The 25,537-nt window shown below is 63.0% G+C and carries 21 protein-coding genes; 6 read left to right on the top strand and 15 right to left on the bottom strand.

The window, feature by feature from the left end:
- Window positions 1-125 precede the first annotated feature (125 nt).
- The 3 genes from trpC to DMX11_RS23195 are packed head-to-tail and all read right to left on the bottom strand — an operon-like array spanning window position 126 to window position 2,608.
- Window positions 126-959 (bottom strand): indole-3-glycerol phosphate synthase TrpC, encoded by an 834-nt coding sequence (gene trpC, locus DMX11_RS23205; RefSeq protein WP_110747293.1) that lies wholly within the window; start codon window positions 957-959, stop codon window positions 126-128.
- Window positions 956-2,005, bottom strand: coding sequence for an anthranilate phosphoribosyltransferase (gene trpD, locus DMX11_RS23200; protein ID WP_110747290.1), 1,050 nt, complete (start codon window positions 2,003-2,005; stop codon window positions 956-958). Before trpD ends, trpC begins: the two co-directional genes overlap by 4 nt.
- Window positions 2,006-2,014: 9 nt before the next feature.
- Window positions 2,015-2,608, bottom strand: a complete 594-nt coding sequence (locus tag DMX11_RS23195; RefSeq protein ID WP_110747287.1) for an aminodeoxychorismate/anthranilate synthase component II — start codon at window positions 2,606-2,608, stop codon at window positions 2,015-2,017.
- Between the two features lie 368 nt (window positions 2,609-2,976).
- Here DMX11_RS23195 and estP point away from each other — a divergent pair, with 368 nt between their 5' ends.
- The gene (estP, locus tag DMX11_RS23190) at window positions 2,977-4,866 is read left to right on the top strand and encodes an esterase EstP (protein ID WP_110747283.1); all 1,890 of its coding nucleotides are present in this window, start codon (window positions 2,977-2,979) and stop codon (window positions 4,864-4,866) included.
- 194 nt (window positions 4,867-5,060) lie between these two features.
- Here estP and trpE read toward each other — a convergent pair whose 3' ends face one another.
- The 9 genes from trpE to DMX11_RS23145 all read right to left on the bottom strand — a co-directional run bounded on the left by trpE (window position 5,061) and on the right by DMX11_RS23145 (window position 15,846).
- A complete protein-coding gene (gene trpE, locus DMX11_RS23185) occupies window positions 5,061-6,542 on the bottom strand; it encodes an anthranilate synthase component I (protein ID WP_110747280.1) in 1,482 nt (493 codons plus the stop codon).
- A gap of 69 nt (window positions 6,543-6,611) precedes the next feature.
- The gene (locus DMX11_RS23180; protein WP_110747278.1) at window positions 6,612-7,430 is read right to left on the bottom strand and encodes a phosphoglycolate phosphatase; all 819 of its coding nucleotides are present in this window, start codon (window positions 7,428-7,430) and stop codon (window positions 6,612-6,614) included.
- Complete coding sequence (gene rpe, locus DMX11_RS23175; RefSeq protein ID WP_110747275.1) at window positions 7,427-8,101, bottom strand: ribulose-phosphate 3-epimerase; 675 nt, start codon at window positions 8,099-8,101, stop codon at window positions 7,427-7,429. The genes DMX11_RS23180 and rpe overlap by 4 nt, the downstream gene beginning before the upstream one ends.
- Before the next feature lie 165 nt (window positions 8,102-8,266).
- A complete protein-coding gene (locus tag DMX11_RS23170) occupies window positions 8,267-9,094 on the bottom strand; it encodes an ABC transporter permease (RefSeq protein ID WP_110747272.1) in 828 nt (275 codons plus the stop codon).
- An 11-nt stretch (window positions 9,095-9,105) separates the two neighbouring features.
- Window positions 9,106-10,353: an ABC transporter permease gene (locus tag DMX11_RS23165; RefSeq protein WP_110747269.1), complete on the bottom strand. Its 1,248-nt coding sequence runs from the start codon at window positions 10,351-10,353 to the stop codon at window positions 9,106-9,108.
- 61 nt (window positions 10,354-10,414) lie between these two features.
- Window positions 10,415-11,449 (bottom strand): ABC transporter substrate-binding protein, encoded by a 1,035-nt coding sequence (locus DMX11_RS23160; RefSeq protein ID WP_110747266.1) that lies wholly within the window; start codon window positions 11,447-11,449, stop codon window positions 10,415-10,417.
- 40 nt (window positions 11,450-11,489) lie between these two features.
- Window positions 11,490-12,614: an ABC transporter ATP-binding protein gene (locus tag DMX11_RS23155; protein ID WP_110747263.1), complete on the bottom strand. Its 1,125-nt coding sequence runs from the start codon at window positions 12,612-12,614 to the stop codon at window positions 11,490-11,492.
- Between the two features lie 203 nt (window positions 12,615-12,817).
- Complete coding sequence (locus DMX11_RS23150) at window positions 12,818-13,447, bottom strand: response regulator transcription factor (RefSeq protein WP_110747261.1); 630 nt, start codon at window positions 13,445-13,447, stop codon at window positions 12,818-12,820.
- 11 nt (window positions 13,448-13,458) lie between these two features.
- Complete coding sequence (locus tag DMX11_RS23145; protein WP_110747259.1) at window positions 13,459-15,846, bottom strand: PAS domain S-box protein; 2,388 nt, start codon at window positions 15,844-15,846, stop codon at window positions 13,459-13,461.
- 95 nt (window positions 15,847-15,941) lie between these two features.
- On the opposite strand from DMX11_RS23145, the gene DMX11_RS23140 reads away from it, so the two are divergent.
- Entirely contained in the window at window positions 15,942-16,940 is a 999-nt protein-coding gene (locus DMX11_RS23140; protein WP_110747256.1) for an alpha/beta hydrolase family protein, read from the top strand.
- A gap of 38 nt (window positions 16,941-16,978) precedes the next feature.
- On the opposite strand, the gene DMX11_RS23135 is transcribed toward DMX11_RS23140, so the two are convergent.
- From DMX11_RS23135 to DMX11_RS23125, 3 genes are read right to left on the bottom strand one after another with little or no spacing between them, the layout of a single operon-like run.
- Window positions 16,979-17,746 carry a TerB family tellurite resistance protein gene (locus DMX11_RS23135; protein ID WP_110747255.1) on the bottom strand — a complete coding sequence of 256 codons (768 nt, stop codon included), beginning with the start codon at window positions 17,744-17,746 and terminating at the stop codon, window positions 16,979-16,981.
- 1 nt (window position 17,747) lies between these two features.
- Window positions 17,748-18,419, bottom strand: a complete 672-nt coding sequence (gene murU, locus DMX11_RS23130; RefSeq protein WP_110747254.1) for an N-acetylmuramate alpha-1-phosphate uridylyltransferase MurU — start codon at window positions 18,417-18,419, stop codon at window positions 17,748-17,750.
- Entirely contained in the window at window positions 18,416-19,435 is a 1,020-nt protein-coding gene (locus DMX11_RS23125; RefSeq protein WP_110747253.1) for an aminoglycoside phosphotransferase family protein, read from the bottom strand. Before DMX11_RS23125 ends, murU begins: the two co-directional genes overlap by 4 nt.
- 130 nt (window positions 19,436-19,565) lie before the next feature.
- Here DMX11_RS23125 and DMX11_RS23120 point away from each other — a divergent pair, with 130 nt between their 5' ends.
- The 4 genes from DMX11_RS23120 to rsmA are packed head-to-tail and all read left to right on the top strand — an operon-like array spanning window position 19,566 to window position 25,453.
- The gene (locus DMX11_RS23120; protein WP_110747251.1) at window positions 19,566-22,367 is read left to right on the top strand and encodes an LPS-assembly protein LptD; all 2,802 of its coding nucleotides are present in this window, start codon (window positions 19,566-19,568) and stop codon (window positions 22,365-22,367) included.
- Window positions 22,348-23,667, top strand: coding sequence for a peptidylprolyl isomerase SurA (gene surA / locus DMX11_RS23115; RefSeq protein WP_110747249.1), 1,320 nt, complete (start codon window positions 22,348-22,350; stop codon window positions 23,665-23,667). Before DMX11_RS23120 ends, surA begins: the two co-directional genes overlap by 20 nt.
- Complete coding sequence (gene pdxA / locus DMX11_RS23110; protein ID WP_110747247.1) at window positions 23,664-24,653, top strand: 4-hydroxythreonine-4-phosphate dehydrogenase PdxA; 990 nt, start codon at window positions 23,664-23,666, stop codon at window positions 24,651-24,653. Before surA ends, pdxA begins: the two co-directional genes overlap by 4 nt.
- A complete protein-coding gene (gene rsmA, locus DMX11_RS23105; RefSeq protein WP_110747245.1) occupies window positions 24,650-25,453 on the top strand; it encodes a 16S rRNA (adenine(1518)-N(6)/adenine(1519)-N(6))-dimethyltransferase RsmA in 804 nt (267 codons plus the stop codon). The genes pdxA and rsmA overlap by 4 nt, the downstream gene beginning before the upstream one ends.
- Window positions 25,454-25,537 lie beyond the last annotated feature (84 nt).

Raw genomic sequence — 25,537 nt, 5'->3', positions numbered from 1 at the left:
ACGCCCGCTCCCACTGGTGCATCTCAGATCCATAAGGCGGTGACCATCCTGTGGGAGCGGTCGAGCCAGCGAACGGGCTAGTGCAGGCATACAAAAAAGCCGGCAAGAAAGCCGGCTTCGTTTGATCAGTCCAGTTGCTGAACAGTCTTCTTCACCTGATCCGGGAAGAACAGCCGTTGCAACTCAAGCCCTGGCTGTTCGGCGCGCATGAACGCCTCACCCACCAGGAACGAGTAAACCTCGTTGATCGCCATCAGTTCCACATCGGCCCGGTTCAGAATACCGCTCTCGGTAATCGCCAGGCGATCACGCGGAATGCGCGGCAGCAGGTCGAGGGTGGTTTCAAGGCTGACCTCGAACGTGTGCAGGTTGCGGTTGTTCACCCCTACCAGCGGTGTATCCAGCGTTTTCAGCGCGCGCTCAAGCTCATCACCATCGTGCACTTCTACCAAAACATCGAGGCCGACGTCCTTGGCAGTGGCGGCCAGCTCGGCCATCTTCACGTCATCCAGCGCCGACACGATCAGCAGTACACAGTCTGCACCCAGGGCCCGGGCTTCGACGATCTGGTACGGGTCGACCATGAAGTCCTTGCGGATCACCGGCAGCGAAACCTCTGCGCGAGCCTGCTGCAAGTACTCATCGGCACCCTGGAAGTAATCGACATCGGTCAGCACCGACAGGCAGGTAGCGCCGCCCTTCTCGTAGCTGACAGCGATTTCCGCCGGTACGAAGTTTTCGCGGATCACACCCTTGCTTGGCGAAGCCTTCTTGATTTCGGCAATCACCGCTGGCTGCTTGCGTTTAGCCTGCTCGATCAAGGCATTGGCGAAGCCACGGGGAGCATCGGCGGCCTTGGCCAGGCCCTCCAGCTCAGCCAGACTGATGCGCGCGCTGCGCTCGGCCACTTCCTGGAACTTGCGGGCAATGATCCTTTCCAGCACCGTCGGCACACTCATGCTTCGTTCTCCACCTTGAATACTGCAGTAAAGGCGCCCAGTTCCTGCAGCTTCTCCCAGGCCAGGCCTGTGTGCAGGACGTCATGGGCCAGTTCTACACCGGCTTTCAGGCTCATGGCATGGTCAGCGGCATACAATGCTGCGCCAGCGTTGAGCACGATCATCTCGGCGGCTTTCTGGCCGTTTTCAGTCTTGCGCCGGCCCAGTGCATCGCGGATCAGTTCCAGCGACGCCTGCGGGCTCTCGACGGCCAGGCCATGCAGGCTCTGGCTTTTCATGCCGAGGTCTTCCGGCTCGACCCAGTATTCAGTGATTTCGTCGTTCTTGAGCTCGGCAACGAAGGTGGGGGCAGCCAGGCTGAACTCGTCCAGGCCGTCCTTGGAGTGCACCACCAGCACGTGCTTGCTGCCCAGCCGTTGCAGCACTTCGGCCAGGGGGCGGCACAGGGCCTGGGCAAATACGCCGACCACCTGGTGCTTCACTCCGGCCGGATTCGTAAGCGGGCCGAGCATGTTGAACAGGGTACGCAGGCCCAGATCGCGACGCGGGCCGGCGGCATGTTTCATGGCCGAATGGTGGCTTTGCGCGAACATGAAGCCTATCCCCAAACTGTCGATGCAGCGGGCCACTTGCGTTGGCGTCAGGTTCAGGTAGATGCCGGCAGCTTCCAGCAGGTCAGCACTGCCGCTTTTCCCCGACACCGCGCGATTGCCATGCTTGGCCACGGGGCAGCCCGCCGCTGCCAGGACGAAGGACGAAGCGGTGGACACGTTAAAAATGTTGGCGCCATCACCGCCGGTACCGACGATATCGACTACACCATCGAGGTTTTGCAGTTCGACCTTGTCGGCCAGCTCGCGCATGACAGAGACGGCACCGACGATTTCATCGATGCTCTCGCTTTTCATGCGCATGCCCATCAGGAAGGCACCGATCTGCGCTTCGCTGCACTGGCCGGTCATGATCTGGCGCATGACATCGCGCATTTCTTCGGTGGAAAGGTCCAGCTGGCCGACGATACGGCTCAACGCGCTCTTGATATCCATGTTCGATCCTTAGCGGCGGCCGCCGGTCTGCTTGAGGAAATTGGCGAACAGCTCGTGGCCCTGTTCAGTCAGGATCGACTCGGGGTGGAACTGCACCCCCTCGATATTCAGCGTCTTGTGGCGCAGCCCCATGATCTCGTCGACCGAACCGTCAGCATGGGCGGTCCATGCGGTCACTTCCAGGCACTCGGGCAAGGTTTCGCGCTTGACCACCAGCGAGTGGTAGCGGGTCACGGTCAGCGGGTGGTTGAGGCCGGTGAACACGCCCAGGTCGCGATGGTGTACCGGGCTGGTCTTGCCGTGCATCACCTGGCGGGCACGCACCACATCACCGCCAAAGGCCTGGCCGATGGACTGGTGCCCCAGGCACACGCCCAGGATCGGCAGCTTGCCGGCAAAGTGCAGGATGGCCTCGATGGACACGCCCGCCTCGCTCGGCGTGCACGGCCCTGGGGATACGACGATGCGCTCGGGGTTAAGGGCTTCGATCTGGGCGATGGTCATTTCGTCATTGCGAATGACCTTGACCTCGGCACCCAGCTCGCCAAGGTACTGAACGACGTTGTAAGTAAAAGAGTCGTAATTGTCGATCATCAGTAACATCGGGTTAAACCTCTTGAATCTACTGACTTCAAAATTTGAACCTTCCTGCTCCTGCCACAGGCGCAGCTTGGCCTTTACAAGGCGGTAGACTGGAAGGCAAACGGGGGCGAGCCGGACGGGCCGGCAGGGGATAAAGTCAGGCGCGCCAACGCCAACGGGCGTGGGCCTTGATTACGCGCATCAAGAGTTTGCTGACGATCAACACAGGATAGGTCTCGCTTATACGTCCCGGCACAGTAGCCTACCGGGGCGACGGGCGCAATATGCCTGTAAACACGGGGAAACGAATGGACTTGGGAGGGATGCCCTGTGATTTGCTAAGGTCGATCGGGTTGTCCTGATAAAAATAAAGAAAAGGATGTTCCCCGATGCGAAAAGCCCCGTTATTGCGCTTTACCCTCGCCACACTCACCCTGGCCTGCAGCCAGGCGTTCGCGGCCCCCTCGCCCTACTCCACGCTGGTCGTGTTCGGCGACAGCCTCGCTGATGCCGGGCAATTCCCCGACCTGACGGGCGGCACTTCGGGAGCCCGCTTCACCAACCGCGATGCCGACGGCAACTTTGCACCCGTGTCACCAATGATCCTCGGCGGGCGGCTGGGCATAGACCCGGACGCGTTGAATCCATCCACCTCGGTCGGCATTCGGCCCGACGGCAATAACTGGGCGGTCGGCGGCTACACGACCCAGCAGATTCTCGATTCAATCACCGAAACCTCACAGACCGTCATCCCACCAGGAAACTCCAATGCCGGGTTGGTGCTGCGCGAGCGCCCCGGCTACCTGGCCAACGGCCTGCGCGCCGATCCCAACGCGTTGTACTACCTCACCGGCGGCGGCAACGACTTCCTGCAAGGCCTGGTAAACAGCCCAGCTGACGCGATAGCCGCTGGCGCCCGCCTGGCGGCCAGCGCGCAGGCTCTGCAGCAAGGTGGCGCGCGCTACATCATGGTCTGGCTGCTGCCCGACCTTGGCCAAACGCCTAATTTCAGCGGTACCCCGCAACAAAACCCGCTGTCCTTGCTGTCCGGTGCCTTCAACCAGTCGCTGCTCAGCCAGCTGCGGCAGGTCGATGCCGAGATCATCCCGCTGAACATCCCCGTGCTGTTGAGTGAGGCATTGGCCAGCCCCAGCCAGTTCGGCCTGGCCAGCGACCAGAACCTGGTCGGCACCTGCTACAGCGGCGAAAGCTGTGTGGAAAACTCGGTTTACGGCATCAACGGCACCACGCCAGACCCCACCAAGCTGCTGTTCAACGACTCGGTACACCCCACCATCGCTGGCCAGCAACTGATTGCCGACTACGCCTACTCGATCCTGTCAGCTCCGTGGGAATTGACCCTGCTGCCGGAAATTGCCCACGCCAGCCTGCGCGCCCATCAGGATGAACTGCGCAACCAGTGGCAGGCACCTTGGCAGGCGGTTGGCCAGTGGCAGGCCTTTGTCGCCACAGGCGCGCAGGATCTGGACTTCGACGGGCAACGCAGCGCAGCCAGCGGCGATGGCCGCGGCTACAACCTGACCGTGGGCGGCAGTTACCGCCTGAACGACGCCTGGCGCGTGGGCCTGGCCGGCGGTGTGTACCACCAGAAGCTGGAAGCCGGCGAGCAAGACTCGGACTACAAAATGGACAGCTATCTGGCCAGCGCCTTTGCCCAGTACCGCCAGGATCGCTGGTGGGCCGATGCGGCGCTGACTGCCGGGCACTTGGACTACAGCGACCTCAAGCGCACCTTCGCCCTTGGCGTGAACGATCGTAGCGAAAAGGGTGACACCGATGGCGAAGCCTGGGCGATGTCCGGTCGTCTGGGGTACAACTTGGCGGCCGACACCAGCAGTTGGCAGCTAGCGCCTTTCATCAGTGCCGACTATGCACGGGTCAAGGTGGATGGCTACGACGAGAAGAGTGGGCGCTCGACGGCGCTGGGCTTCGATGACCAAGGGCGTACATCACGTCGTTTGGGGGTGGGATTGCTGGGCAGTGTGCAGGTGCTGCCGGGTACCCGGCTGTTTGCCGAGGTGGCACAGGAGCATGAGTTCGAGGATGACCAGCAGGATGTGAGGATGCACCTGACCAGCCTGCCGGCGAACGATTTCACCCTGACCGGGTATACCCCTCACAGCGACCTGACCTGGGCGAGCCTGGGGGTAAGCCATGAAGTGGTGGCAGGGGTGCATTTGCGCGGTAACTACAACTGGCGCAAGAGTGATGAGTTGACGCAGCAGGGGATCAGCCTGGGAGTCAGCGTGGACTTTTAAACTGCCGGCGCCAGTTTACGGTCCATTCGCAGGCAAACCCGCACCCATAGTATTGGTTTGGCAAGGACTCTGTGGGAGCGGGCTTGCCCCGCGAACACCGGCAACGCCGGTGCCATGCACCGCGCGGCCCCCTTCGCGGGACGAGCCCGCTCCCACACAGGTGTTCTCTGCGTGACAGCGCAGCCCCGATCAATTTATCGGGTGGACGTCTGCTCAGCCAGCGCCACCGCCCGGAACATCGCCCGGCGCTTGTTGATGGTTTCTTCCCACTCCAGTGCCGGTACCGAGTCGGCAACGATGCCACCCCCGGCCTGCACATGCAGCTCGCCGTCCTTGATCACTGCCGTACGAATGGCAATCGCGGTATCCATGTTACCGTTCCAGGCAAAGTAACCGACGGCACCACCATAAACCCCGCGCTTGACCGGCTCCAGTTCGTCGATGATCTCCATCGCACGAATCTTCGGCGCCCCCGAAAGCGTACCGGCTGGCAGGATCGCCCGCAGTGCATCCATCGCCGTCAGCCCTTCACGTAGCTGGCCGGTGACGTTGGACACAATGTGCATGACGTTGGAGTAACGCTCGATCACCATTTTCTCGGTCAGGCGCACGCTGCCGGTCGAGGACACCCGGCCCACGTCGTTGCGTCCCAGGTCGATCAGCATCAGGTGCTCAGCAATCTCCTTGTCGTCCGACAGCAGGTCGTCTTCCAGCGCGCGGTCGGCCTCCTCGGTCGCTCCACGCGGGCGGGTACCAGCGATAGGGCGCACCGTGACCAGGTTGTCTTCGACACGCACCAGCACCTCGGGCGAGCTGCCGACCACATGGAAGTCGCCAAAGTTGAAGAAGTACATGTACGGCGTGGGGTTGAAGCAGCGCAACGCGCGGTAAAGGTCGATAGGCGCAGCCTTGAAGTCGATCGACATGCGCTGCGACGGCACCACCTGCATGCAGTCACCGGCCAGGATGTACTCCTTGATCCGGCCGACGGCGTGCTCGTAATCCTCACGGGTGTAGCTGGAGCGGAATTCCGGCTCGGCAGCCTGCGGGCCGCTCAAGTCCAGGCCACGGCGCGGGGTGATTGGCTGGCGCAAGGTTTCCAGCAAGCCTTGCAGACGGGCTTGGCCTTGCTCGAAAGCCTGGTCTTCAGCCGGGTCGACCAGCACGATGGCGTGCATCTTGCCGGCCAGGTTGTCGAACACCACTACGGCATCGGACACCATCAGCAGAATGTCCGGCACGCCCAACGGATCCGGGTTTGGGCTCGCACCCAGGCGTTTCTCCACGTAGCGCACACAGTCGTAGCCGAAGTAGCCAACCAAGCCACCGTTGAAACGTGGCAGGCCAGGGATATCGGCAACCTTGTAGCGGTCCTTGAAGCGCTCGACGAACGCCAGCGGGTCTTCGACATCATGGCTTTCCACCTCGACGCCGTCCTGCAGGACGCTGACGTGGTAGCCATGCACGCGCATCACGGTGCGCGAGGGCAGGCCGATCATCGAATAGCGGCCCCACTTCTCGCCGCCTTGCACCGATTCAAGGAGGTAAGAGTTGGGCTGGTCAGCCAGTTTCAGGTAGATCGACAGCGGCGTGTCGAAGTCGGCCAAGGTTTCGCAGGCCAGGGGGATGCGGTTGTAGCCGGCAGCAGCCAGGCGCAGGAATTCTTCGCGGTTCATGAGTAGCCTCGTGGCAAGCAGCAATAGGTCAGGCAAACGGACGGGCCGGCACGCGCCGGCAGGCTCAAGTCAGGCGCGCCAACGCCAACGGGCCAGGGCCTTGATGACTTTCATCCAGAATTTGCCAGTAACCGCCACGGTGGACTCTCTGTCTTGTGAGGCTTGAAGGTCCGCCAACGTTATCCCAGTGGCCGGGTCTGCGCAACCGGGCAGCAATGCGCGCAGGTCGTCGATCACGAGGCTGGGAGATTCGTCGTGGATCGGCCTGCCATGGTTGTAGCCGTAGGTCAGGCCCACGCACTGCACGCCTGCCGCCTTGGCCGCCAGTACATCACTGCGCGAATCGCCGACGAATAGCGCTTGCTGCGGGGTGACGCCGGCCATTTGCATGACGAACAGCAGCGCCGCGGGGTCGGGCTTTTTCTGCGGCAGCGTGTCTCCGCCGATGATCCAGCGAAAGTAGCGACCGATCTTCATCTGGTCCAGCAAAGGGGCGACGAAGCGCTCTGGCTTGTTGGTGATCAACGCCATTTCCACGCCCTGCTTCTGCAGCCAACGCAGGGTGTCTTTCACCCCGGGGTAGACCGAGGTGAGCTCATGGCTTTCGGCATAGGCGTCCATGAACAGCGCCAGGCCCTGTTCGGCCAGGGCATCATCCACGGTTTCATGCTCGATGCCACCGGCCAGGGCACGGCGCACCAGCACCTGGGCGCCGTTGCCAACCCAGTGGCGCACCGCCTCAAGGCCTGCAGGCGGGCGCCCCAGTTCGAGCAGCATACGGTCCACGGCGGCGGCCAGGTCTGGCACGGAATCGATCAGGGTACCGTCCAGATCGAACATCACCAGCCTGGGCAGCGTGCCCGGGAACAGCTGCTCGAAGCCACTCATGCGCGGGCCTGGGCCAGTTCGGCGCGCATCTTGGCGATGACTTCCTGGTAGTCCGGGGCGTTGAAGATCGCGGAACCGGCCACGAAGGTATCGGCGCCAGCAGCAGCGATCTCGCGAATGTTATTGACGTTGACGCCACCGTCGATTTCCAGACGGATATCGCGGCCGCTGGCATCGATCAGCGCACGCGCTTCACGCAGCTTGTCGAGGGTGCCGGGGATAAACTTCTGTCCGCCGAAGCCTGGGTTGACGCTCATCAGCAGCACCATGTCGACCTTGTCCATCACATATTTCAGGGCGTCCAGGCTGGTGGCCGGGTTGAACACCAGGCCGGCCTTGCAGCCACCGTCCTTGATCAGCTGCAGCGAACGGTCGATGTGCTGCGATGCTTCCGGGTGGAAGGTGATGTAGGTGGCGCCGGCTTCGATGAAGTCGCCGATGATGCGATCGACCGGGCTGACCATCAGGTGCACGTCGATGGGTGCGGTGACGCCGTACTTACGCAGGGCGGTGCACACCATCGGGCCGATGGTCAGGTTGGGAACGTAGTGGTTGTCCATGACATCGAAGTGGACGATGTCGGCACCCGCAGCCAATACCTTGTCGACGTCCTCACCCAGGCGGGCGAAATCGGCAGAGAGAATGGAGGGGGCAATAGCGTAGGGCTGCATGGCGCACCTGTTGGCAGAATCACGGTGGCGCGCATTGTAACTCAGGGAAGTGGATGAGGTCTGATTAGCGTCAACCTGCACCGGCGTCTTCGCGGCTAAAGCCGCCCCCAAAAGGGTATGCAAGCCCTGTGGGAGCGGCTTTAGCCGCGAAGACGCCGGCCATCGTCAGGCAGGTTGTTGAGTCCTGAGCTTCTCGCTACGCCCGCGGAGCCATTCCAGGGTCAGCAGCAACACCACCGAGAAAGCAATCAGCAAGGTCGCCGCCGCCGCAATGGTCGGGCTCAGGTTTTCGCGAATGCCGCTGAACATCTGCCGCGGCAGGGTTGCCTGCTCCGGCCCGGCGAGGAACAGCGTCACCACGACTTCGTCGAACGAGGTGGCGAACGCGAACAGTGCTCCCGAGATTACCCCGGGGGCAATCAGCGGCAGGGTCACCCGGCGGAAGCTCAGCAGTGGCGAGGCCCCCAGGCTGGCTGCCGCGCGCACCAGGTTGTAGTTGAAGCCCTGCAAGGTCGCTGACACGGTGATGATGACAAACGGCACACCCAGCACCGCATGCACCAAGATCAGCGAGGTGAAGCTGTTGCCCATGCCAAGCGGCGCGAAGAACAGGTAGCTGGCCACACCGATGATCACCACCGGTACCACCATCGGCGAAATCACCAGCGCCATGACCAGCGATTTGCCGGGGAAATCCCCGCGGGTCAGGCCGATGGCCGCCAGGGTGCCGAACACCATGGCCAGCACCGTGGCCGCCGGGGCGACGATGATGCTGTTCTTCAGCGCCCGCATCCACTCGGCAGAGCCAAAGAAGTCCTGATACCACTGCAGCGAGAAGCCCTGTAGCGGGTACACCAGGAAGCTGCCACTGTTGAAGGACAGCGGCACGATCACCAGCACCGGCAAGATCAGGAATAGCAGGATCAGGCCGCAAAGAATACGCAGGCTGTAGTACCAGACCCGCTCCACGGGCGACATGTAAGGGCTCAGCATGACAAGGCTCCTCAGCTCAGGCGCAGGCGGCTGGCGCCGACCAGCCAGCTATAGATCAGGTACAACAGCACGGTCGCCAGCAGCAACAGCCCACCCAGTGCGGTAGCCATGCCCCAGTTGATGCTGGTGTTGGTATAGAAGGCCACGAAGTAGCTGACCATCTGGTCGTTCGGGCTGCCCAGCAGTGCCGGGGTGATGTAGTAGCCGATGGCCAGGATGAACACCAACAGGCAACCGGCGCCTACACCGGCGTAGGTTTGCGGAAAGTAAACCCGCCAGAAGCTGGCGAACGGGTGGCAGCCCAGGGAGATCGCCGCGCGCATGTAGCTCGGCGAAATGCCCTTCATCACGCTGTACAGCGGCAGGATCATGAACGGCAGCAGAATATGCACCATCGAGATGTACACACCTGTGCGGTTGAACACCAGTTCCAGCGGCTCGTCGATGATGCCCATTGCCATCAGCGCGCTGTTGATCAGGCCGCCGGACTGCAGCAACACGATCCACGCTGCCACCCGCACCAGGATCGAAGTCCAGAACGGCAGCAGCACCAAAATCATCAGCAGGTTGCTCTGCCGGGTCGGCAGGTTGGCCAGCAGGTACGCCAGCGGGTACGCCAGCACCAGGCAGATGGCGGTAATCACCACACCCATCCACAGGGTGCGGGCAAAGATGTCCAGGTAAATGGCCTGGTCCGGAGTAGCCTTGGCCAGTTCGCCAAGGTCGTCGATACGATGGTCGAGCGAAGCCAGCAAGTAGAACGAGGTCACGGTGCTGGTGTTGCGGCGAATCGCCTGCCAGTAGGCCGGGTCGCCCCAGCGCTCGTCGAGGGTTTGCAGCGCATCTTTATAGGAGGCAGGCTCGCTCTTGAACGGCAAGGCCCGCGCTGTCTTGGTCAACAAGCTGCGGTAGCCGGCCAGTTCCATGTTCAGGCGTTTGGAGAGGTCGCCCAGGGTCTGGTTCTTGCGCGACTCGGCCAGGTCTTGGCTCAGCGCCTTGTACACGTCCTCGCCGGGCAGGCTCTTGCCATCCCACTGGCTGATGACCTCAACCGTACGCGGCAGGCCGCCAACCACCTCCGGGTTGCCGACGCTCTTGTACAGCAGCGCCGCGATCGGCACCAGGAACACCAGCAAAAGGAACAGCGCCAGCGGCGCGATCAACGCCTGCGCCTTCCAGCGGTTGACCCGCTCGGCGTGCTTGAGGCGCTGCTTGAGACTTGGACCTGCGCCTTCGTTGAGGGGCACTGCAATGGCCATGGCGAACTCCGCGATACGAAACTGAATTGGGGCCGCAAAGCGGCCCCCTTACGCTGGTCGTTTACTTCTTCGCAGCCCAGGCGTTGAAGCGTTGCTCCAGCTGCTCGCTGTTGTCAGCCCAGAAGGCCACGTCGATTTGCACCTGGTTGGCGATGTTTTCAGGCGTGGTCGGCATGTCCTTCTTCACCTCTTCCGACAGCAGGCTCACCGCCTTGGCGTTGGCCGGGCCGTAGGCGATGTTCTCGGAGTAGATCTTCTGCTGCTCGGGCTTGACGCTGTAGGCGATGAATTTCTTCGCCTCTTCGACGTTCTTGGCGCCTTTAGGAATTGCCCATGCATCGAAGTCGTAGATGCCGCCGTTCCACACCACCTTGAGGTTGCTCTCTTTTTGCACAGCGGCAATACGGCCGTTGTAGGCAGAGCTCATGACCACGTCGCCTGAAGCCAGGAATTGCGGTGGCTGTGCGCCAGCTTCCCACCACTGAATGCTGGGCTTGAGTTCATCGAGTTTTTTGAAGGCGCGGTCCTGGCCTTCCTTGGTCGCCAGCACTTTGTAGACATCCTTGGGCGCAACACCGTCAGCCATCAGTGCGAATTCCAACGTGTACTTGGCGCCTTTGCGCAGGCCACGCTTGCCCGGGAACTGCTTGGTATCCCAGAAATCGGCCCAACTGGTAGGTGCGGTCTTGAGCTTGTCGGCGTTGTAGGCCATGACCGTGGACCAGACGAAGAAGCCCACACCGCAAGCCTGGATGGCACCGGGCACGTAGTCGCTCTCGCTGCCGAACAGGGCTGGGTCGAGCTCTTCGAACATGCCCTCATCGCAACCGCGCGCCAGCTCTGGCGACTCAACCTCTACCAGGTTCCACGACACGCTCTTGGTGTCGACCATCGCCTTGACCTTGGCCATTTCGCCGTTGTACTCACCGGCGACGATCTTGCCATTACCCGCCTTCTCCCATGGCTCGTAGAACGCTTTGACCTGGGCAGCCTTGTTAGCGCCGCCGAACGAGATCACGGTGAGGTCTGCGGCCATGGCCTGGCCAGCGGCGAACAGCCCCAGGGCCAGGGCGGTCAGTTTCAACTGCTTGCGCATTATTATTCTCTCCACAGTACAGGGTTGGTGAAGCAATCCATCAATGGGCTTCGGCAATCGGATCGAGCGCGCGGGCGTGCTCCACCTCCCAGCCCAGCGGTACCACATCGCCCACGGCCAGGGCCGGGTCGAGCTCGGCAATTGGCTGTTTCACGAAGAAGTCGCCCTTGCCGCAAACTTCCAGGCGCACCCGCACGTGGTCGCCCAGGTAAATGAATTCGGCCACCCGGCCAGAAAAGCGGTTGACGCAGCTTTCGCTGTGGCCGTTAAGGCGCACCCGCTCCGGGCGGATAGACAGGGTCACCGGCTCGCCGGCCTGGCCGACATTCACCGCCAGCGCCTCGACCCGCTCACCACGTGGCAACTGCACCTGGCAGCGCTTGCCGTCGCTGGCCAGCAGGGTGCCGTTGATACGGTTGTTCTCGCCGATGAAGTTGGCAACGAAGGTGTTGCAGGGTTCTTCGTACAGCGTGCGCGGGTCGGCGATTTGCTGGATTTCGCCCTGGTGGAACACTGCCACACGGTCGGACATGGTCAGTGCTTCACCCTGGTCGTGGGTCACGTAAACCACGGTCACGCCCAGGCGCTGGTGGATGTGCTTGATTTCCATCTGCATGTGTTCACGCAGTTGTTTGTCCAGGGCGCCCAACGGTTCATCCATCAGCACCAGCTGCGGCTCGAACACCAGTGCGCGGGCCAGCGCCACGCGCTGCTGCTGGCCGCCGGACAGCTGGCCCGGGTAGCGTTTGGCAAAGGCATCGAGCTGGACCATGTTCAGCACGCGCTTGACGCGCTCGCTGATGTCGGTCTTGCTCAGGTTGCGCACGCTCAGGGGGAAGGCCAGGTTCTCGGCAACGGTCATGTGCGGGAACAGCGCGTAGTTCTGGAACACCATGCCGATGTCGCGTTTGTGCGGCGGCACGTTGTTGATCGAGCGCCCGGCCAGCTGAATTTCGCCGGCGGTGGGGGTTTCGAAGCCGGCCAGCATCATCAGGCTGGTGGTCTTGCCCGAACCGGACGGGCCAAGCAGGGTGAGGAATTCGCCCTTGCGGATATCCAGGTTGAGGTCTTTGACGATCAGCGACTCGCCGTCGTAGCTTTTCTGCACACCACGGAAGCTGACCAGCGTTTCGCTGGTTGCAGCGTTCGACTTCGCCTCGCTCATGCCTGCACCTTCTTGTTGGATGACTGCGTAGGCAAAAGAGTAGAAGAGGCGCAAGCGCCCGGAAATCGGGGGTGCTGAGAGAATGCCATCATCCGAATGGAAAATTCGTTGTAGGGATTGCCCTACAACGATGGCGGGATTGGAATGCTCCCCCCCGCCCTGCTGCCACAGGGACTCGCTACAGGCAGCGCGCGATGTCGCAATCAGACCAGCTTGTGCTCCATGGCGTACTTCACCAGCTCCGCCAGCGAGTTCACCTTGAGCTTCTGCATCAACCGCGCCTTGTGGGTGCTGATGGTTTTGCTCGACAGCGCCAGCTGCTGGGCGATGTCGTTGACGTTGGCGCCCTGAGCCAGGCGCTCGAACACCGAAAACTCCCGCTCTGACAGTAGCGTATGCAAGGGCCGGGACTCGGTCAGGCCAACTTCGAACACCATGCGGTCGGCCAGTGCCGGGTCAATATAGCGCCCGCCACCGGCTACCCGGCGAATCGCGGTGAGCAGCAGCGCCGGGTCACTGTCCTTGGTGGCATAACCCGCCGCACCGGCTTTTAGCGCCCGGGCCGCCATCTGCGCTTCATCGTGCATCGACAGCATCAGGATCGCCGGCGCATCGTGCAGCGCGCGGATCCGCGGAATGGCCTCCAGGCCGTTCACCCCCGGCATCGAGATATCCAGCAGTACCACCTCGCAGGGCGTGTGCCGCAGGGTTTCGAGCAACTGCTCGCCATTGCCGGCCTCCCCCACCACCTGCATGTCCTTGGCCAGGCCAATCAACTGCTTGATGCCTTCGCGGACAATGGTGTGGTCTTCAGCCACCAGCACTCGAATCACGCTTGTTCTCCCTATTCCAACGGAATGGCCACGCTCAGGCTGGTGCCTTCGCCCGGTTGACTGTCCAGTACCATGCTGCCGCCCAGCATCAGCACCCGCTCGCGCACCCCTACCAGGCCAAACGAAGTGGGCCTGGTCTGCTCACGGCAAAACCCCTGGCCGTCATCGCTGACGGTCATGCGCAACTGCCCGTTCTCACGCACCAGCTCAATCTCCACAGTGTGGGCCTGGGCGTGACGCATCACGTTGGTCAGCGCTTCCTGGAGGATGCGGAACAACCCGGTGGCCTTGGCATCGCTCAATGCTGGCAGATTATCCGGTACTTGCACCAGACAGGGGATCTGCGTGCGCGCTTCAAACCGCCGCGCCTGCCACTCGATGGCCGAGGCAATGCCGGCATCGAGGATCGGCGGGCGCAAGGCGGTGGCCACGTCGCGTACCAGCTGGAACAACTGGGCGATCAGACGCTTCATGCTGGCAAGGCGCTCGTTCAGGCCCGGGTCCAACTCGGCGAAAGCCAGCTCGCACATCGACACCTCCAGCTTGAGCACGGTGAGCATCTGCCCCAACTCATCATGCACTTCCCGGGCGATGCGGGCCTTCTCTTCCTCGCGCACGCTCTCCAGGTGGGCCGACAGCTCGCGCAGCTGCTCCTGGGATTTGGCCAACGCCAACTCGGCCCGCTTGCCCTGGGTGATGTCCCACACCACACCGTCCCATACCACCTGGCCGTTACCCAGGTGCCGGGCACTGGCCTTGATGTCGGCCCAGCGCTGTTCACCTTCGCGGGTAAGGATGCGCCCCTGCCAGGACCAGTCCTGATCGCTGGCGAGCGCCAAGTCCTGCACCCGATGGTAATCGGCGCGGTCTTCGGGGTGCACAAGGTTGCGCAGGCCCATTTGCGGGTGCTGGATCTCGCTGGGTGCATAGCCCACCAAAGCCTCGCTGCCCTCGCTGATGTAGGGGAATTCCAGGTCGCCCTCGGCCGGGTCACGCTCCAGCCGAAACACCAGCCCCGGCACGTTACCGGCGATGCCTTTGAGCCGTGCCTCGCTTTCGCGCAGAGCCGCCAGGGCACGGTGGCGCTCGGTGACATCGGCAAGGTAGACCACCAGGTACTCGGAATCACGAAAGCGCAGAAAACTCAGGGACAGTTCCACCGGCAGCAAGCTGTGGTCAGCCCGCCGGCAGTGCGTTTCGAACTGGCCGACACCACCCGCCCCCGCGCGCGCGCCCTTCCACAGCTCCAGCCAGCGGTCCATGCTCAAGCTCGGCTCGAAGGCGCTCAGCGGCTGCTCAAGCAACTCGCCCTCGGCATAACCCAGCATGCGCTCAGCGGCGTGGTTGGCGTAGCGCACATGGCTGTCCCAGTTGACCCAGAGGATGCCCACCGTGCTCTGGTCGATGGCAAACTGGCTCAGGCGCAATGCCTCTTCGCGCACCTGGCGCTCCACCAGGCTCTCACGCGTGGTCAGCAGGCTGCGCTCCAGCTGGCGCTGCTGCCGGCGTTGCCACACCAGGGTGGCCAAAGCACACAACAACAGCATGCCGAGCAGCAAGGCCAGGTTCTGCCAGAAACCGGGCGATTCACTCAGGCGCGGGTACTTCGGCTGCAGCCAACGCTGGTGCAGTTGCTCCAGTTCTTTGGCCGGCAGCGCCTGCAGGCCGCGTTCAAGCACATCGGCCAACAGCGGCCAATCGCGCCGCGAACCGATTCGCAGCAGCTGCGGCAGGCCGATATCACCAACCACTGCCAGCTCGCCGAACTCGCTCTCACGTGACAGGCGGCTGAGCTGCGCTTCATCCAGCACCGCGAAACTGGCTTGGCCGCCCACTACCAGCTGCAATGCCTCCCGCTCGTTCGGTACGCCTTGCAGGTTGAGGTTGCCGTAGTTACTGCGCAGGTAATCCGCCAGCTGGCTTGGCATGCGCACTGCCACGCGCTGCTCGGGCTCAAGCCGTTCCAGCTCCAAGGCCATGGCCCCGGTGCGCGGCCCTACCACCAATTGCGGTACGCGCATGTAGGGGTCGCTGAACAACCACAAGCGCAGGCTGGCCGGGGTCTGGGTAAGCCCCGGGGCAAAGTCGATTTCGCCGTTCTGCAGGGCATGCTCCAGGCTGGCCTGGTCGCTGAAGTTACGCCAGGTAAGGTCCAGCTGCAGCACCTGCGCCAGGCTGCTGACCAGCTCCACATTGGCCCCGTAGAGTTGCTGCAGCCGCCGGTCAAATTGTGCATAGGGTGCTTGCAGCACCAGGCCGACCCGCAGACTGGGGTGTGTGTCCAGCCACTGCTGTTGGGCAGGCTCCAGCACAACGGCGGGGAGCGCCTCAGGCCTGGCAAATGCAATCAAGGGCAGCCACAAGCAGCCGATAACCAACAGGCGATGCACTCGCTTCATCTACACGCTCGTCTTGGTAAAGGCGGCCATGCAGCATGGCCGTCACGGGCAAATACTATTAGGCTGCCGGTATCATTCTGGCCTTGGGTTGACTCATGTCCACACTTTATCGCACGACGCTGGCAATGTGCTGCCTGGCCTCGATCCTTCCACTCGGTGCCCTGGCCGCCGACGCCGAAAAACCACCTGCCGCCGCTGCCGCCCCCGCTGCCGAAGCGCCCCGCCCGCCGCTTCTGGAGCGTAGCCAAGAAGATGCCCAGGCCCTCGAGCGGCTGGTGCCCAAGGCCGAGCAGCAGACCCTGCAAGCGGGTGCCGACAGCTTCCTGGCCCTGTGGAAACCGGCCAACGACAGTGATCCGCAAGGGGCGGTGATCATCGTCCCCGGCGCCGGTGAAACGGCTGACTGGCCAAATGCCGTTAGCCCCCTGCGGCAAAAATTCCCTGACATCGGCTGGCATAGCCTAAGCATAAGCCTGCCCGACCTGCTCACCGACAGCCCGCAGGCACGGGTGGAGGCCAAGCCAGCCGCCGAGCCCGAAACACCTCAGGGTGAAAGCGCACCGGTCAAGGACGTACCCGCCGACGCCAATGCCAACGTCGCCCAGGCCACTGCAGCCGATGCCGACACTGCGCAAAGCACCGATGCCGAGTTGGCCAGCGAACAGACCGACCCGGCCGATGCCGAACGCATTTTCGCCCGCCTGGATGCCGCCGTGGCGTTTGCCCAGCAGCACAATGCGCGCAGCATCGTGCTGATCGGCCATGGCAGCGGTGCATATTGGGCAGCCCGCTACCTGAGCGAGAAGCAACCGCCGCAGGTGCAGAAGCTGGTAATGGTGGCTGCGCAGACGCCGGCGCGGGTGGAGCATGACCTGGAAAGCCTGGCGCCGACTTTGACGGTGCCTACCGCCGATATCTACTACGTCACCCGCAGTAGCGATCGCAGCGCAGCCGAGTTGCGGCTGCAAGCCAGCAAGCGGCAGAAAGACAGCCAGTACCGCCAGTTGTCGCTGATTGCCATGCCTGGGAACAAGGCGGCCGAGCAAGAGCAGCTGTTCCGCCGGGTGCGGGGGTGGATGAGCCCGCAGGGCTGATCCGAGATCGCCGGGGCCGCTCTGCGGCTCCGGCTATTTCATAGTCCCCGCCGCTTGCGGATCATGGCATAGGCCTGGTGCAACTCGCGGGTGCGCTCGGTCGCCTCACGCACCTGCGCCTCGCTGGCACCGGTACCTGCCAGCTTGTCCGGGTGATGCCGACTGACCAACCGGCGATACGCCTGCTTGATCTTGTCGACATCGGTATCTGCCTCGACCGCCAGTAAGCGCAGCGCCGCCGCATAGGTCATGGCGACCCCTTCCGTTCCGGCAGCCTTGCGTGGTTCGTATTCCAGCGACATGGCCTGCACTTGGCGCCGGCTGAGGCCCAGTTGCTGGCCCCAGTCCAGCAACAGTTCGCGCTCCTTGTTACCCATCTTGCCGTCGGCCCAGACCATGCGCCAGCAAGCCCGCAAGGTCCCTTCTGCCGCATGTGGCTGCTGGCGAATGCGCCGCAGATGGCCGCCCAGGCGGTCTTTGCCCGCCTTGCCGCGATTGAACGCATTGATGGCGCGCAAGCGGGCAGGCTCGGCCAGGTCCAGGCGCACCATTTCCTGGCGTGCCTGCCGGATATGCTGTTCGGCTACCCGCCCATCGCTCTTGGCCAGGCGCCCGAGCATCACGAACAGCAGTTCGTCGTCAGCCAATGCCGGGCGACCACTCAGCCGTTCGCGCATGTCCTCCCAGCCTTGCAGGCGCAAATGGCGGTCAAAAGCCTGGCCGAGCACCACGCCGAGCAGGGCGCCGGGAATACTCGCCACGGCGAAGCCAGCCCCGGCGCCAATCAGTGTGCCTGCCCACCACATGTCAGGCGCGCTCGCCGATCAGGCGCTCGGCTTCGGCCAGGCGCTCGAGCGTACCAACGTCAACCCAGTGGCCGCGGTAGTGCTCACCCGTGACCTGCCCGGCCGCCATGGCCTGGCGCAGCAACGGGGCCAGCTTGAAGGCACCGGCCTGGCAACCCTCGAACAGCGCCGGGTGCAGCACCGAGATTCCGCTGAAAGTCAGCGTGCCCGGCGCGTCGTCGCCATCAACCACCTGCTCGCCCGCCAGGCGGAAGTCGCCACGGCCATGATGGCCTGGGTTATCGACCAGCACCAAGTGAGCCAAACCCTGCCGGGGAACCAGCAGACGTGCGAAGTCGTAGTCGGTCCAGACATCGCCGTTCACCAGCAGGAAGGGTGCATCACCCAGCAAAGGCAGCGCCTTGAAGATGCCGCCGCCGGTTTCCAGCGGCTCACCCTCAGGCGAGTAGCGGATGCCCAGGCCGAAACGGCTGCCATCTCCCAGGTGATCTTCGATTTGCTGGCCGAGCCAGGCATGGTTGATTACCACCTCGGTAACGCCCGCAGTCGCCAGTGCGCGCAGGTGGTATTCGATCAGCGGCTGGCCGGCGACCGGGACCAGCGGTTTCGGGGTATGCAGGGTCAGCGGGCGCATGCGCTCGCCTTTACCCGCTGCCAGGATCATTGCCTTCATGCACGCGCTCCGGCCTGCAACTCGGCAATCAGTTCACCCAGCTCCGCCAATTCGGGCCGGCGACCGATCACTTCTTCTATATAGGCGAAGAAACGCGGCACGTCGCCCAGGTAACGCGGCTTGCCGTCGCGGTGGCAGATGCGCGCGAAGATGCCGATCACTTTGAGGTGCCGCTGTACGCCCATCAGGTCGCTGGCGCGCTGGAAGGCCTCGAAATCAGGCTGCACCGGGATGCCGGCAGCCAATGCTTTCTGCCAGTAATCACGCAGCCAGCCTTCGACCCGCGCCTGCGGCCAGCTGAGGAAAGCATCCTTGAACAGGCAGGTGATGTCGTAGGTGACCGGGCCGTATACAGCATCCTGGAAGTCCAGCACGCCAGGGTTGGGCCTGCTCTGCATCAGGTTGCGCGGCATGTAGTCGCGGTGCACCAGCACCTTGGGCTGCGCCAGGGCGCTGTCGATCAACTGCTGGCTGACGCGCTGCCAGGTGGCCTTCTGGCTATCGCTGAGGGCCAGGCCAAGCTCACGCCCCACGTACCATTCGGGGAACAGTTCAACTTCGCGGCGCAACAGGGCGTCGTCGTAGCAGGGCAACTGCGCGTCCATCGGCAGACGCTGGAATTTGATCAGCGCGTCGATGGCGTCGGCGAACAGGCTGTCGGCGTTGTCGGCATCGATGATGTCAAGGTATGTCTGGTGGCCCAGGTCGCCCAGCAGCAGGAAGCCGCGCTCCAGGTCCTGAGCGTGAATCAATGGCACATGAACGTCGGCGCTGGCCAGCAGGTGATCGACGGCGACGAACGGTCGGCAGTTCTCCTGGGGCGGCGGTGCATCCATGACCACGAAACTGTGGCCAGCGCCCTGCCAGCGGAAGTAACGACGGAAGCTGGCGTCGCTGCTGGCTGCGGTCAGGCTGCCTGCGGGCACTTCGCCCCAGGCGTTGTTCCGGAAAAGATCATTGAGCTGCTCAGCGAGCCAGACCGTCAGTTGTTGCAGGCGTACATCGTGTTCAGGCATTACAAGGGTCTCCGACGGCCCTAGCCGTCAAGCGGGTCATGCTTTATTATCCAGCATCTTTTTCAGACCATCGAGAGGCGTGCGGCCCCACACGCGGGCAGATGGCACGCAGGAAGCCCGGACTAATAAGATGGCATTGAAATCCCCCGCGTTTCGTAGAAAGTTTCCGTTGCTGGTAACCGGCGGTCTGCTGGCCCTGCAACCTTTGGCCACGTCATACGTGGTAGCAGCCGAACAGTTCGACTGCCAAGTGTCCGCCTCCGGTGGTTGGGACTGCAAGCCCAAGGCGCCAGTCAACAACCTGCCGCCGCGCCCGGTGCACGAGGGTGCTGCTGTCAGCTCGGGCACTGAAGCCGCGAGCGAAGGCGAAACCGCGGACCGGCCAATGCTGGTCACCGAGGCCAAAGGCCGTGCCCTGAAGTCGCGCAGCGAAGACTACAGCCACCTGGACTGGGTTCCGCGTGAAAAGCTCACCGCCGCACAGTTGGCCGAAACCGGCCCATACTGCGGTGGCGCGTATATCGAGCCAACCCGCCCGGGCATGGCCGACACCACGCCAAAGGACGAGTCGCCGACCTACATCAACGCCAAAGTATCCAAGTACCAGCAGGAGCAGCAGATCGCGACGCTTGCCGGTGACGTGGTGATGCGCCAGGGCAGCATGCAGGCCGAGGCCGACGAGGCCAACCTCTACCAGACCGAGAACCGGGGCGAGCTCAAGGGCAACGTCAAGATCCGTGACAACGGCTCGCTGGTGGTCGGTGACGAGGCACAAATTCAGCTCGACACCGGCGAAGCCCAGGTCGACAACGCCGAATACGTGATGCACAAGTCGCACATCCGCGGCAGCGCCCTGTACGCCAAGCGTGGCGAAAACGCCATCATCCGCCTCAAGGACGGTACGTACACCACCTGCGAACCAGGCAGCAACGCCTGGCAGTTGAAGGGCAACAACATCACGCTGAACCCGGCCACCGGTTTCGGTACTGCGACCAACGTCACGCTGCGGGTCAAGGATTTCCCGGTGTTCTACACACCGTACATCTACTTCCCGATCGACGACCGTCGCCAGTCCGGCTTCCTGCCGCCATCGTTCAGCACCAGCAGCGACACCGGCTTCATGCTGGTCACGCCGTACTACTTCAACCTGGCGCCGAACTACGACGCCACGTTGTACCCTCGCTACATGGCCAAGCGCGGCCTGCTGATGGAAGGCGAGTTCCGCTACCTGACGCCTTCCAGCGAAGGCCAGTTCGGCGGCGCCTACCTGAACGACAAGAACGACGACCGCAAAGACCAGACTGATTACAAAGATCAGCGCTGGATGGTCAACTGGCAGCACAAGGGCGGGCTGGACGAGCGCCTGATGACCGAGGTGGACTACACCGACATCAGCGACCCGTTCTACTTCCAGGACCTGGAGTCCGACCAGATTGGTGTTGAAAGCAAGGACCTGCTGAATCAGCAGGGTGCGCTTACATACCGTGGCGAGGGATACACCGCGCGCCTGAATGTGCATGCGTACGAGATGGCCACCATCTCGAAGATCACACCGTATGATCGCCTGCCGCAGATTACCCTGAACGGTAAGCTGCCGTTCGAGCCTGGCGGCCTGAACTTCGGATACCAAACCGAAGCCGTTCGCTTTGATCGTGATCTGAAAGACGACTTCGTTCTGGACGAGGACGGTAACCCCGACTTCTCTGCCGGTGCAGCAGGCCGCCGTCTGGACCAGAACATCCGCGGTATCGCCCGTGCCAACGGCAACCGCTTCAACGTTGCACCGTCGATCAGCCTGCCGATGGAAGCCAGCTATGGCTTCCTGACTCCCAAGCTGAAGTACGCATATACCCACTACGATCTGGACCTGGACAGCGAAGGCAAAGCTCAGGCTATCGCGCAATCGGCCAACCCGGCGTACGGCAGCTACAACAGCTCGCTGAACCGCGACGTGCCGATCTTCAGCGTTGACAGCGGCCTGTACTTCGACCGTAACACCTCCCTGTTCGGCACGAACTACAAACAAACGCTCGAACCGCGCCTGTTCTACCTTAACGTCCCGTACAAGGACCAGAAGGACATCCCGCTCTTCGACACGGGCGAAACGCTGTTCAGCTACGACTCGCTGTTCCGCGACAACCGCTTCAGCGGTACCGACCGTATCGGCGACGAAAACAAACTGTCGCTGGGCGTGACTACCCGCTGGATCGAAGAGAATGGCTTCGAGCGACAGAACTTCAGCATCGGCCAGGCTTATTACTTCAAGGATCGCAAAGTCCAGCTGCCGGGTATCGACTACCGCACCCGCGCCGACTCGCAGTCCGATGTGTCGCCGTACGCGCTGATGTACAACTACTACTTCAACCGCGACTGGCGCTTCAATTCGAACTACAACTGGGACCCGGACACCCGCAGCCCACGCTCGGGCGCCGCTATGTTCCACTACCAGCCTGAAGACAACCCGAACAAGGTGGTCAACCTCGGTTATCGCTACCGTAACGACACCATTTCCTACGACTCGACGACGGGTACCTGGAAAGTGGGCGGCGGCGACTATGGCACCCCGGGCAGTGCTAACTACATCAAGGACTACTACAAGATCCAGCAGCATGACTTCTCGGTCATCTGGCCGATCGTTCCGCAGTGGAGCGTCATCGCTCGCTGGCAGCATGACTACAACCGTAACCGCACCCTGGAAGCCATGGGCGGTTTCGAGTACGACAACTGCTGCTGGAAGCTGCGCCTGATCAACCGTTACTGGATCGATTACGACGACTTCAGCCAAGCGCTGCCACAGAACGAAAAAGGCGACCACGGTGTCTTCCTTCAGATCGTCCTGAAAGGCCTCGGTGGCGTAGTTGGCAACAAGGTCGAATCTTTCCTCGACCAAGGCATTCAAGGTTACCGTGAACGTGAAGACCAAGCTTATTGATCGACTGCGCCCGGCGTTGCTGGGCGTTGCAATGCTGAGTGGCGCGGTGCATGCCGCGGTCCAACCCCTTGATCGCGTGGTGGCCATCGTCGACAACGACGTGGTCATGCAAAGCCAGCTGGACCAGCGCGTCCATGAGGTGCAGCAAACCATCGCCAAACGCGGCGGCGGCGTGCCGCCGACCAGCGCTCTGGAACAGCAGGTACTGGAACGCCTGATCGTCGAGAACCTGCAGTTGCAGATCGGCGAACGCTCCGGCATCCGCATCACTGACGAAGAGCTGAACCAGGCCATCGGCACCATTGCCCAGCGCAATGGCATGTCGCTGGATCAGTTCCGCGCCGCCCTGGCCCACGACGGCCTGTCGTTCGATGACGCCCGCGAGCAGGTCAAACGCGAGATGATCATCAGCCGCGTGCGCCAGCGCCGCGTCGCCGAGCGCATCCAGGTTTCGGAGCAGGAAGTGAAAAACTTCCTCAACTCGGACATGGGCAAGATGCAGATGTCGGAAGAGTACCGCCTGGCCAACATCCTGATCCCGACCCCGGAGGCCGCCAACTCGGAGGCCATCCAGGCCGCTGCACGCCAGGTCGGCGATGTGTACCAGCAGCTCAAGCAAGGCGCGGACTTCGGCCAGATGGCCATTGCCCGTTCCGCCAGCGAAAACGCCCTGGAAGGCGGCGAAATGGGCTGGCGTAAAGCCGGCCAGCTGCCACCGGACTTCGCCAAGATGCTCAGCAGCATGCCGGTGGGTGAAATCACCCAGCCGATCCGCATCCCTAACGGCTTCATCATCCTCAAGCTCGAGGAGAAGCGTGGCGGCAGCGAGAACGTACTGCGTGACGAAGTGCACGTGCGCCACATCCTGATCAAGCCAAGCGAGATCCGCAGCGATGCGGCCACCGAGCAACTGGCCGAGCGCCTGTACGACCGCATCAAGAACGGCGAAGACTTCGGCGAACTGGCGAAGAGCTTCTCGGAAGACCCAGGTTCGGCACTCAACGGCGGCGACCTTAACTGGGTCGACCCGAACAGCCTGGTACCGGAGTTCCGCGAGCAGATGGCCAACGCCCAGCAAGGCGTCGTGACCAAACCGTTCAAGACCCAGTACGGCTGGCATGTTCTGGAAGTGCTGGGCCGCCGCGCCACCGACAGCACCGAGCAGGCGCGCGAACAGCAGGCCCTGAGCGTACTGCGCAACCGCAAGTACGACGAAGAGCTGCAAACCTGGCTGCGCCAGATCCGCGACGAAGCCTACGTTGAAATCAAGCTGCCTGGCGCCGACCAGGCCGCCCAGTGAAGCCCCTGCGCTTTGCCGTCACCCCCGGCGAGCCGGCCGGCATAGGTCCCGACCTTTGCTTGCTGCTCGCCGCAGACGCCCAGCCCCACCCCCTGATTGCCATCACCAGCCGTGACCTGCTCGCCGAGCGGGCCACGCAGCTGGGGCTGGCCGTCGACCTGCTGCCGGTCGCGCCGGGCCATTGGCCCGAGCAGCCGGCGCCAGCAGGTAGCCTGTACGTCTGGGATACCCCCCTTGCAGCCCCGGTGACGGCAGGCCAGCTGGACCAGGCCAATGCCGCGTTCGTACTGGAAACCCTCACCCGCGCAGGCAAGGGCTGCCTGGACGGGCACTTCGCCGGGATGATCACCGCTCCGGTACACAAGGGCGTGATCAACGAAAGCGGTATCGCCTTTTCTGGGCATACCGAATTCCTGGCTGAACTGACCCACACCGCGCAAGTGGTGATGATGCTGGCTACCCGTGGCCTGCGCGTGGCCCTGGTGACCACGCACCTGCCACTGCGCGACATTGCCGACGCCATCACTGCCGAGCGCATTGAGCGCGTTACCCGCATCCTGCATGCCGACCTGCGCGACAAGTTCGGCATTGCCAGCCCGCGCATCCTGGTGTGCGGCCTCAACCCGCACGCGGGTGAAGGCGGCCACCTGGGCCGCGAAGAAATCGACATCATCGAGCCGACACTGGCCCGCCTGCGCAGCGAAGGCATGGACCTGCGCGGGCCGTTGCCGGCCGATACCCTGTTTACCCCCAAATATCTGGAGCACTGCGACGCGGTGCTGGCGATGTACCACGACCAGGGCCTGCCCGTACTCAAGTACAAGGGCTTTGGCGCTGCAGTGAACGTGACCCTGGGCCTGCCGATCATCCGCACCTCGGTTGACCACGGCACCGCCCTGGACCTGGCCGGCAGCGGCAAGGTCGACACCGGCAGCCTGCGCGTCGCGCTGGAAACCGCCTACCAGATGGCCGAGAACCGACCATGAACGAGCAATACCAACACCGGGCGCGCAAGCGCTTCGGCCAGAACTTCCTGCACGACGCCGGCATCATCGACCGCATCCTGCGTGCCATCAACGCCAAGGCTGGCGAGCACCTGCTGGAAATCGGCCCGGGCCAGGGTGCCCTGACCGAGGGCCTGCTGGGCAGCGGCGCACAGCTGGATGTGGTGGAACTGGACAAAGACCTGGTGCCGATCCTGCAGCACAAGTTCGCCGATCGGGGCAACTTCCGCCTGCACCAGGGCGACGCCCTGAAGTTCGACTTCAACCAGCTGGGCGTGCCACCGCGCAGCCTCAAGGTAGTGGGCAACCTGCCCTACAACATTTCTACCCCGCTCATCTTCCACCTGCTCAGCCATGCCGGCTTGATCCGCGACATGCACTTCATGCTGCAGAAGGAAGTGGTCGAACGCATGGCTGCCGGCCCGGGTGGTGGTGACTGGGGGCGCCTGTCGATCATGGTGCAGTACCACTGCCGCGTGGAGCACCTGTTCAACGTTGGCCCGGGTGCCTTCAACCCGCCGCCGAAAGTGGACTCCGCGATCGTGCGCCTGGTACCCCATGAGGTGCTGCCGTTCCCGGCCAAGGACCACCTGCTACTGGAGCGCGTCGTTCGCGAGGCCTTCAACCAGCGTCGCAAGACATTGCGCAATACCCTCAAAGGCCTGCTCGACAGCGCGGCCATCGAGGCAGCCGGCGTGGACGGCAGCCTGCGCCCTGAACAGCTGGACCTCGCCGCCTTCGTGCGCCTGGCTGACCAGCTGGCTGATCAGCAACAACCCTGATCCAGCCTGTACCGACCTGTTAGCGGGCGCGCCCGCTAACAGGCCAGAACATACAACCCCACCCCCAAGTGCCCTCTCCGCTGG

The sequence above is a fragment of the Pseudomonas sp. LB-090624 genome, assembly GCF_003205205.1.
GTDB lineage: Bacteria > Pseudomonadota > Gammaproteobacteria > Pseudomonadales > Pseudomonadaceae > Aquipseudomonas.
The sequence above is the reverse complement of the archived record's forward strand: the minus strand, read 5'-3'. Positions and strand labels throughout refer to the sequence as shown.

Coding starts and splice junctions, on each gene's coding strand:
- trpC (WP_110747293.1), bottom strand. CDS start 959: ATGAGTGTGCCGACGGTGCTGGAAAGGATCATTGCCCGCAAGTTCCAG.
- trpD (WP_110747290.1), bottom strand. CDS start 2,005: ATGGATATCAAGAGCGCGTTGAGCCGTATCGTCGGCCAGCTGGACCTT.
- DMX11_RS23195 (WP_110747287.1), bottom strand. CDS start 2,608: ATGTTACTGATGATCGACAATTACGACTCTTTTACTTACAACGTCGTT.
- estP (WP_110747283.1), top strand. CDS start 2,977: ATGCGAAAAGCCCCGTTATTGCGCTTTACCCTCGCCACACTCACCCTG.
- trpE (WP_110747280.1), bottom strand. CDS start 6,542: ATGAACCGCGAAGAATTCCTGCGCCTGGCTGCTGCCGGCTACAACCGC.
- DMX11_RS23180 (WP_110747278.1), bottom strand. CDS start 7,430: ATGAGTGGCTTCGAGCAGCTGTTCCCGGGCACGCTGCCCAGGCTGGTG.
- rpe (WP_110747275.1), bottom strand. CDS start 8,101: ATGCAGCCCTACGCTATTGCCCCCTCCATTCTCTCTGCCGATTTCGCC.
- DMX11_RS23170 (WP_110747272.1), bottom strand. CDS start 9,094: ATGCTGAGCCCTTACATGTCGCCCGTGGAGCGGGTCTGGTACTACAGC.
- DMX11_RS23165 (WP_110747269.1), bottom strand. CDS start 10,353: ATGGCCATTGCAGTGCCCCTCAACGAAGGCGCAGGTCCAAGTCTCAAG.
- DMX11_RS23160 (WP_110747266.1), bottom strand. CDS start 11,449: ATGCGCAAGCAGTTGAAACTGACCGCCCTGGCCCTGGGGCTGTTCGCC.
- DMX11_RS23155 (WP_110747263.1), bottom strand. CDS start 12,614: ATGAGCGAGGCGAAGTCGAACGCTGCAACCAGCGAAACGCTGGTCAGC.
- DMX11_RS23145 (WP_110747259.1), bottom strand. CDS start 15,846: ATGAAGCGAGTGCATCGCCTGTTGGTTATCGGCTGCTTGTGGCTGCCC.
- DMX11_RS23140 (WP_110747256.1), top strand. CDS start 15,942: ATGTCCACACTTTATCGCACGACGCTGGCAATGTGCTGCCTGGCCTCG.
- DMX11_RS23135 (WP_110747255.1), bottom strand. CDS start 17,746: ATGTGGTGGGCAGGCACACTGATTGGCGCCGGGGCTGGCTTCGCCGTG.
- murU (WP_110747254.1), bottom strand. CDS start 18,419: ATGAAGGCAATGATCCTGGCAGCGGGTAAAGGCGAGCGCATGCGCCCG.
- DMX11_RS23125 (WP_110747253.1), bottom strand. CDS start 19,435: ATGCCTGAACACGATGTACGCCTGCAACAACTGACGGTCTGGCTCGCT.
- DMX11_RS23120 (WP_110747251.1), top strand. CDS start 19,566: ATGGCATTGAAATCCCCCGCGTTTCGTAGAAAGTTTCCGTTGCTGGTA.
- rsmA (WP_110747245.1), top strand. CDS start 24,650: ATGAACGAGCAATACCAACACCGGGCGCGCAAGCGCTTCGGCCAGAAC.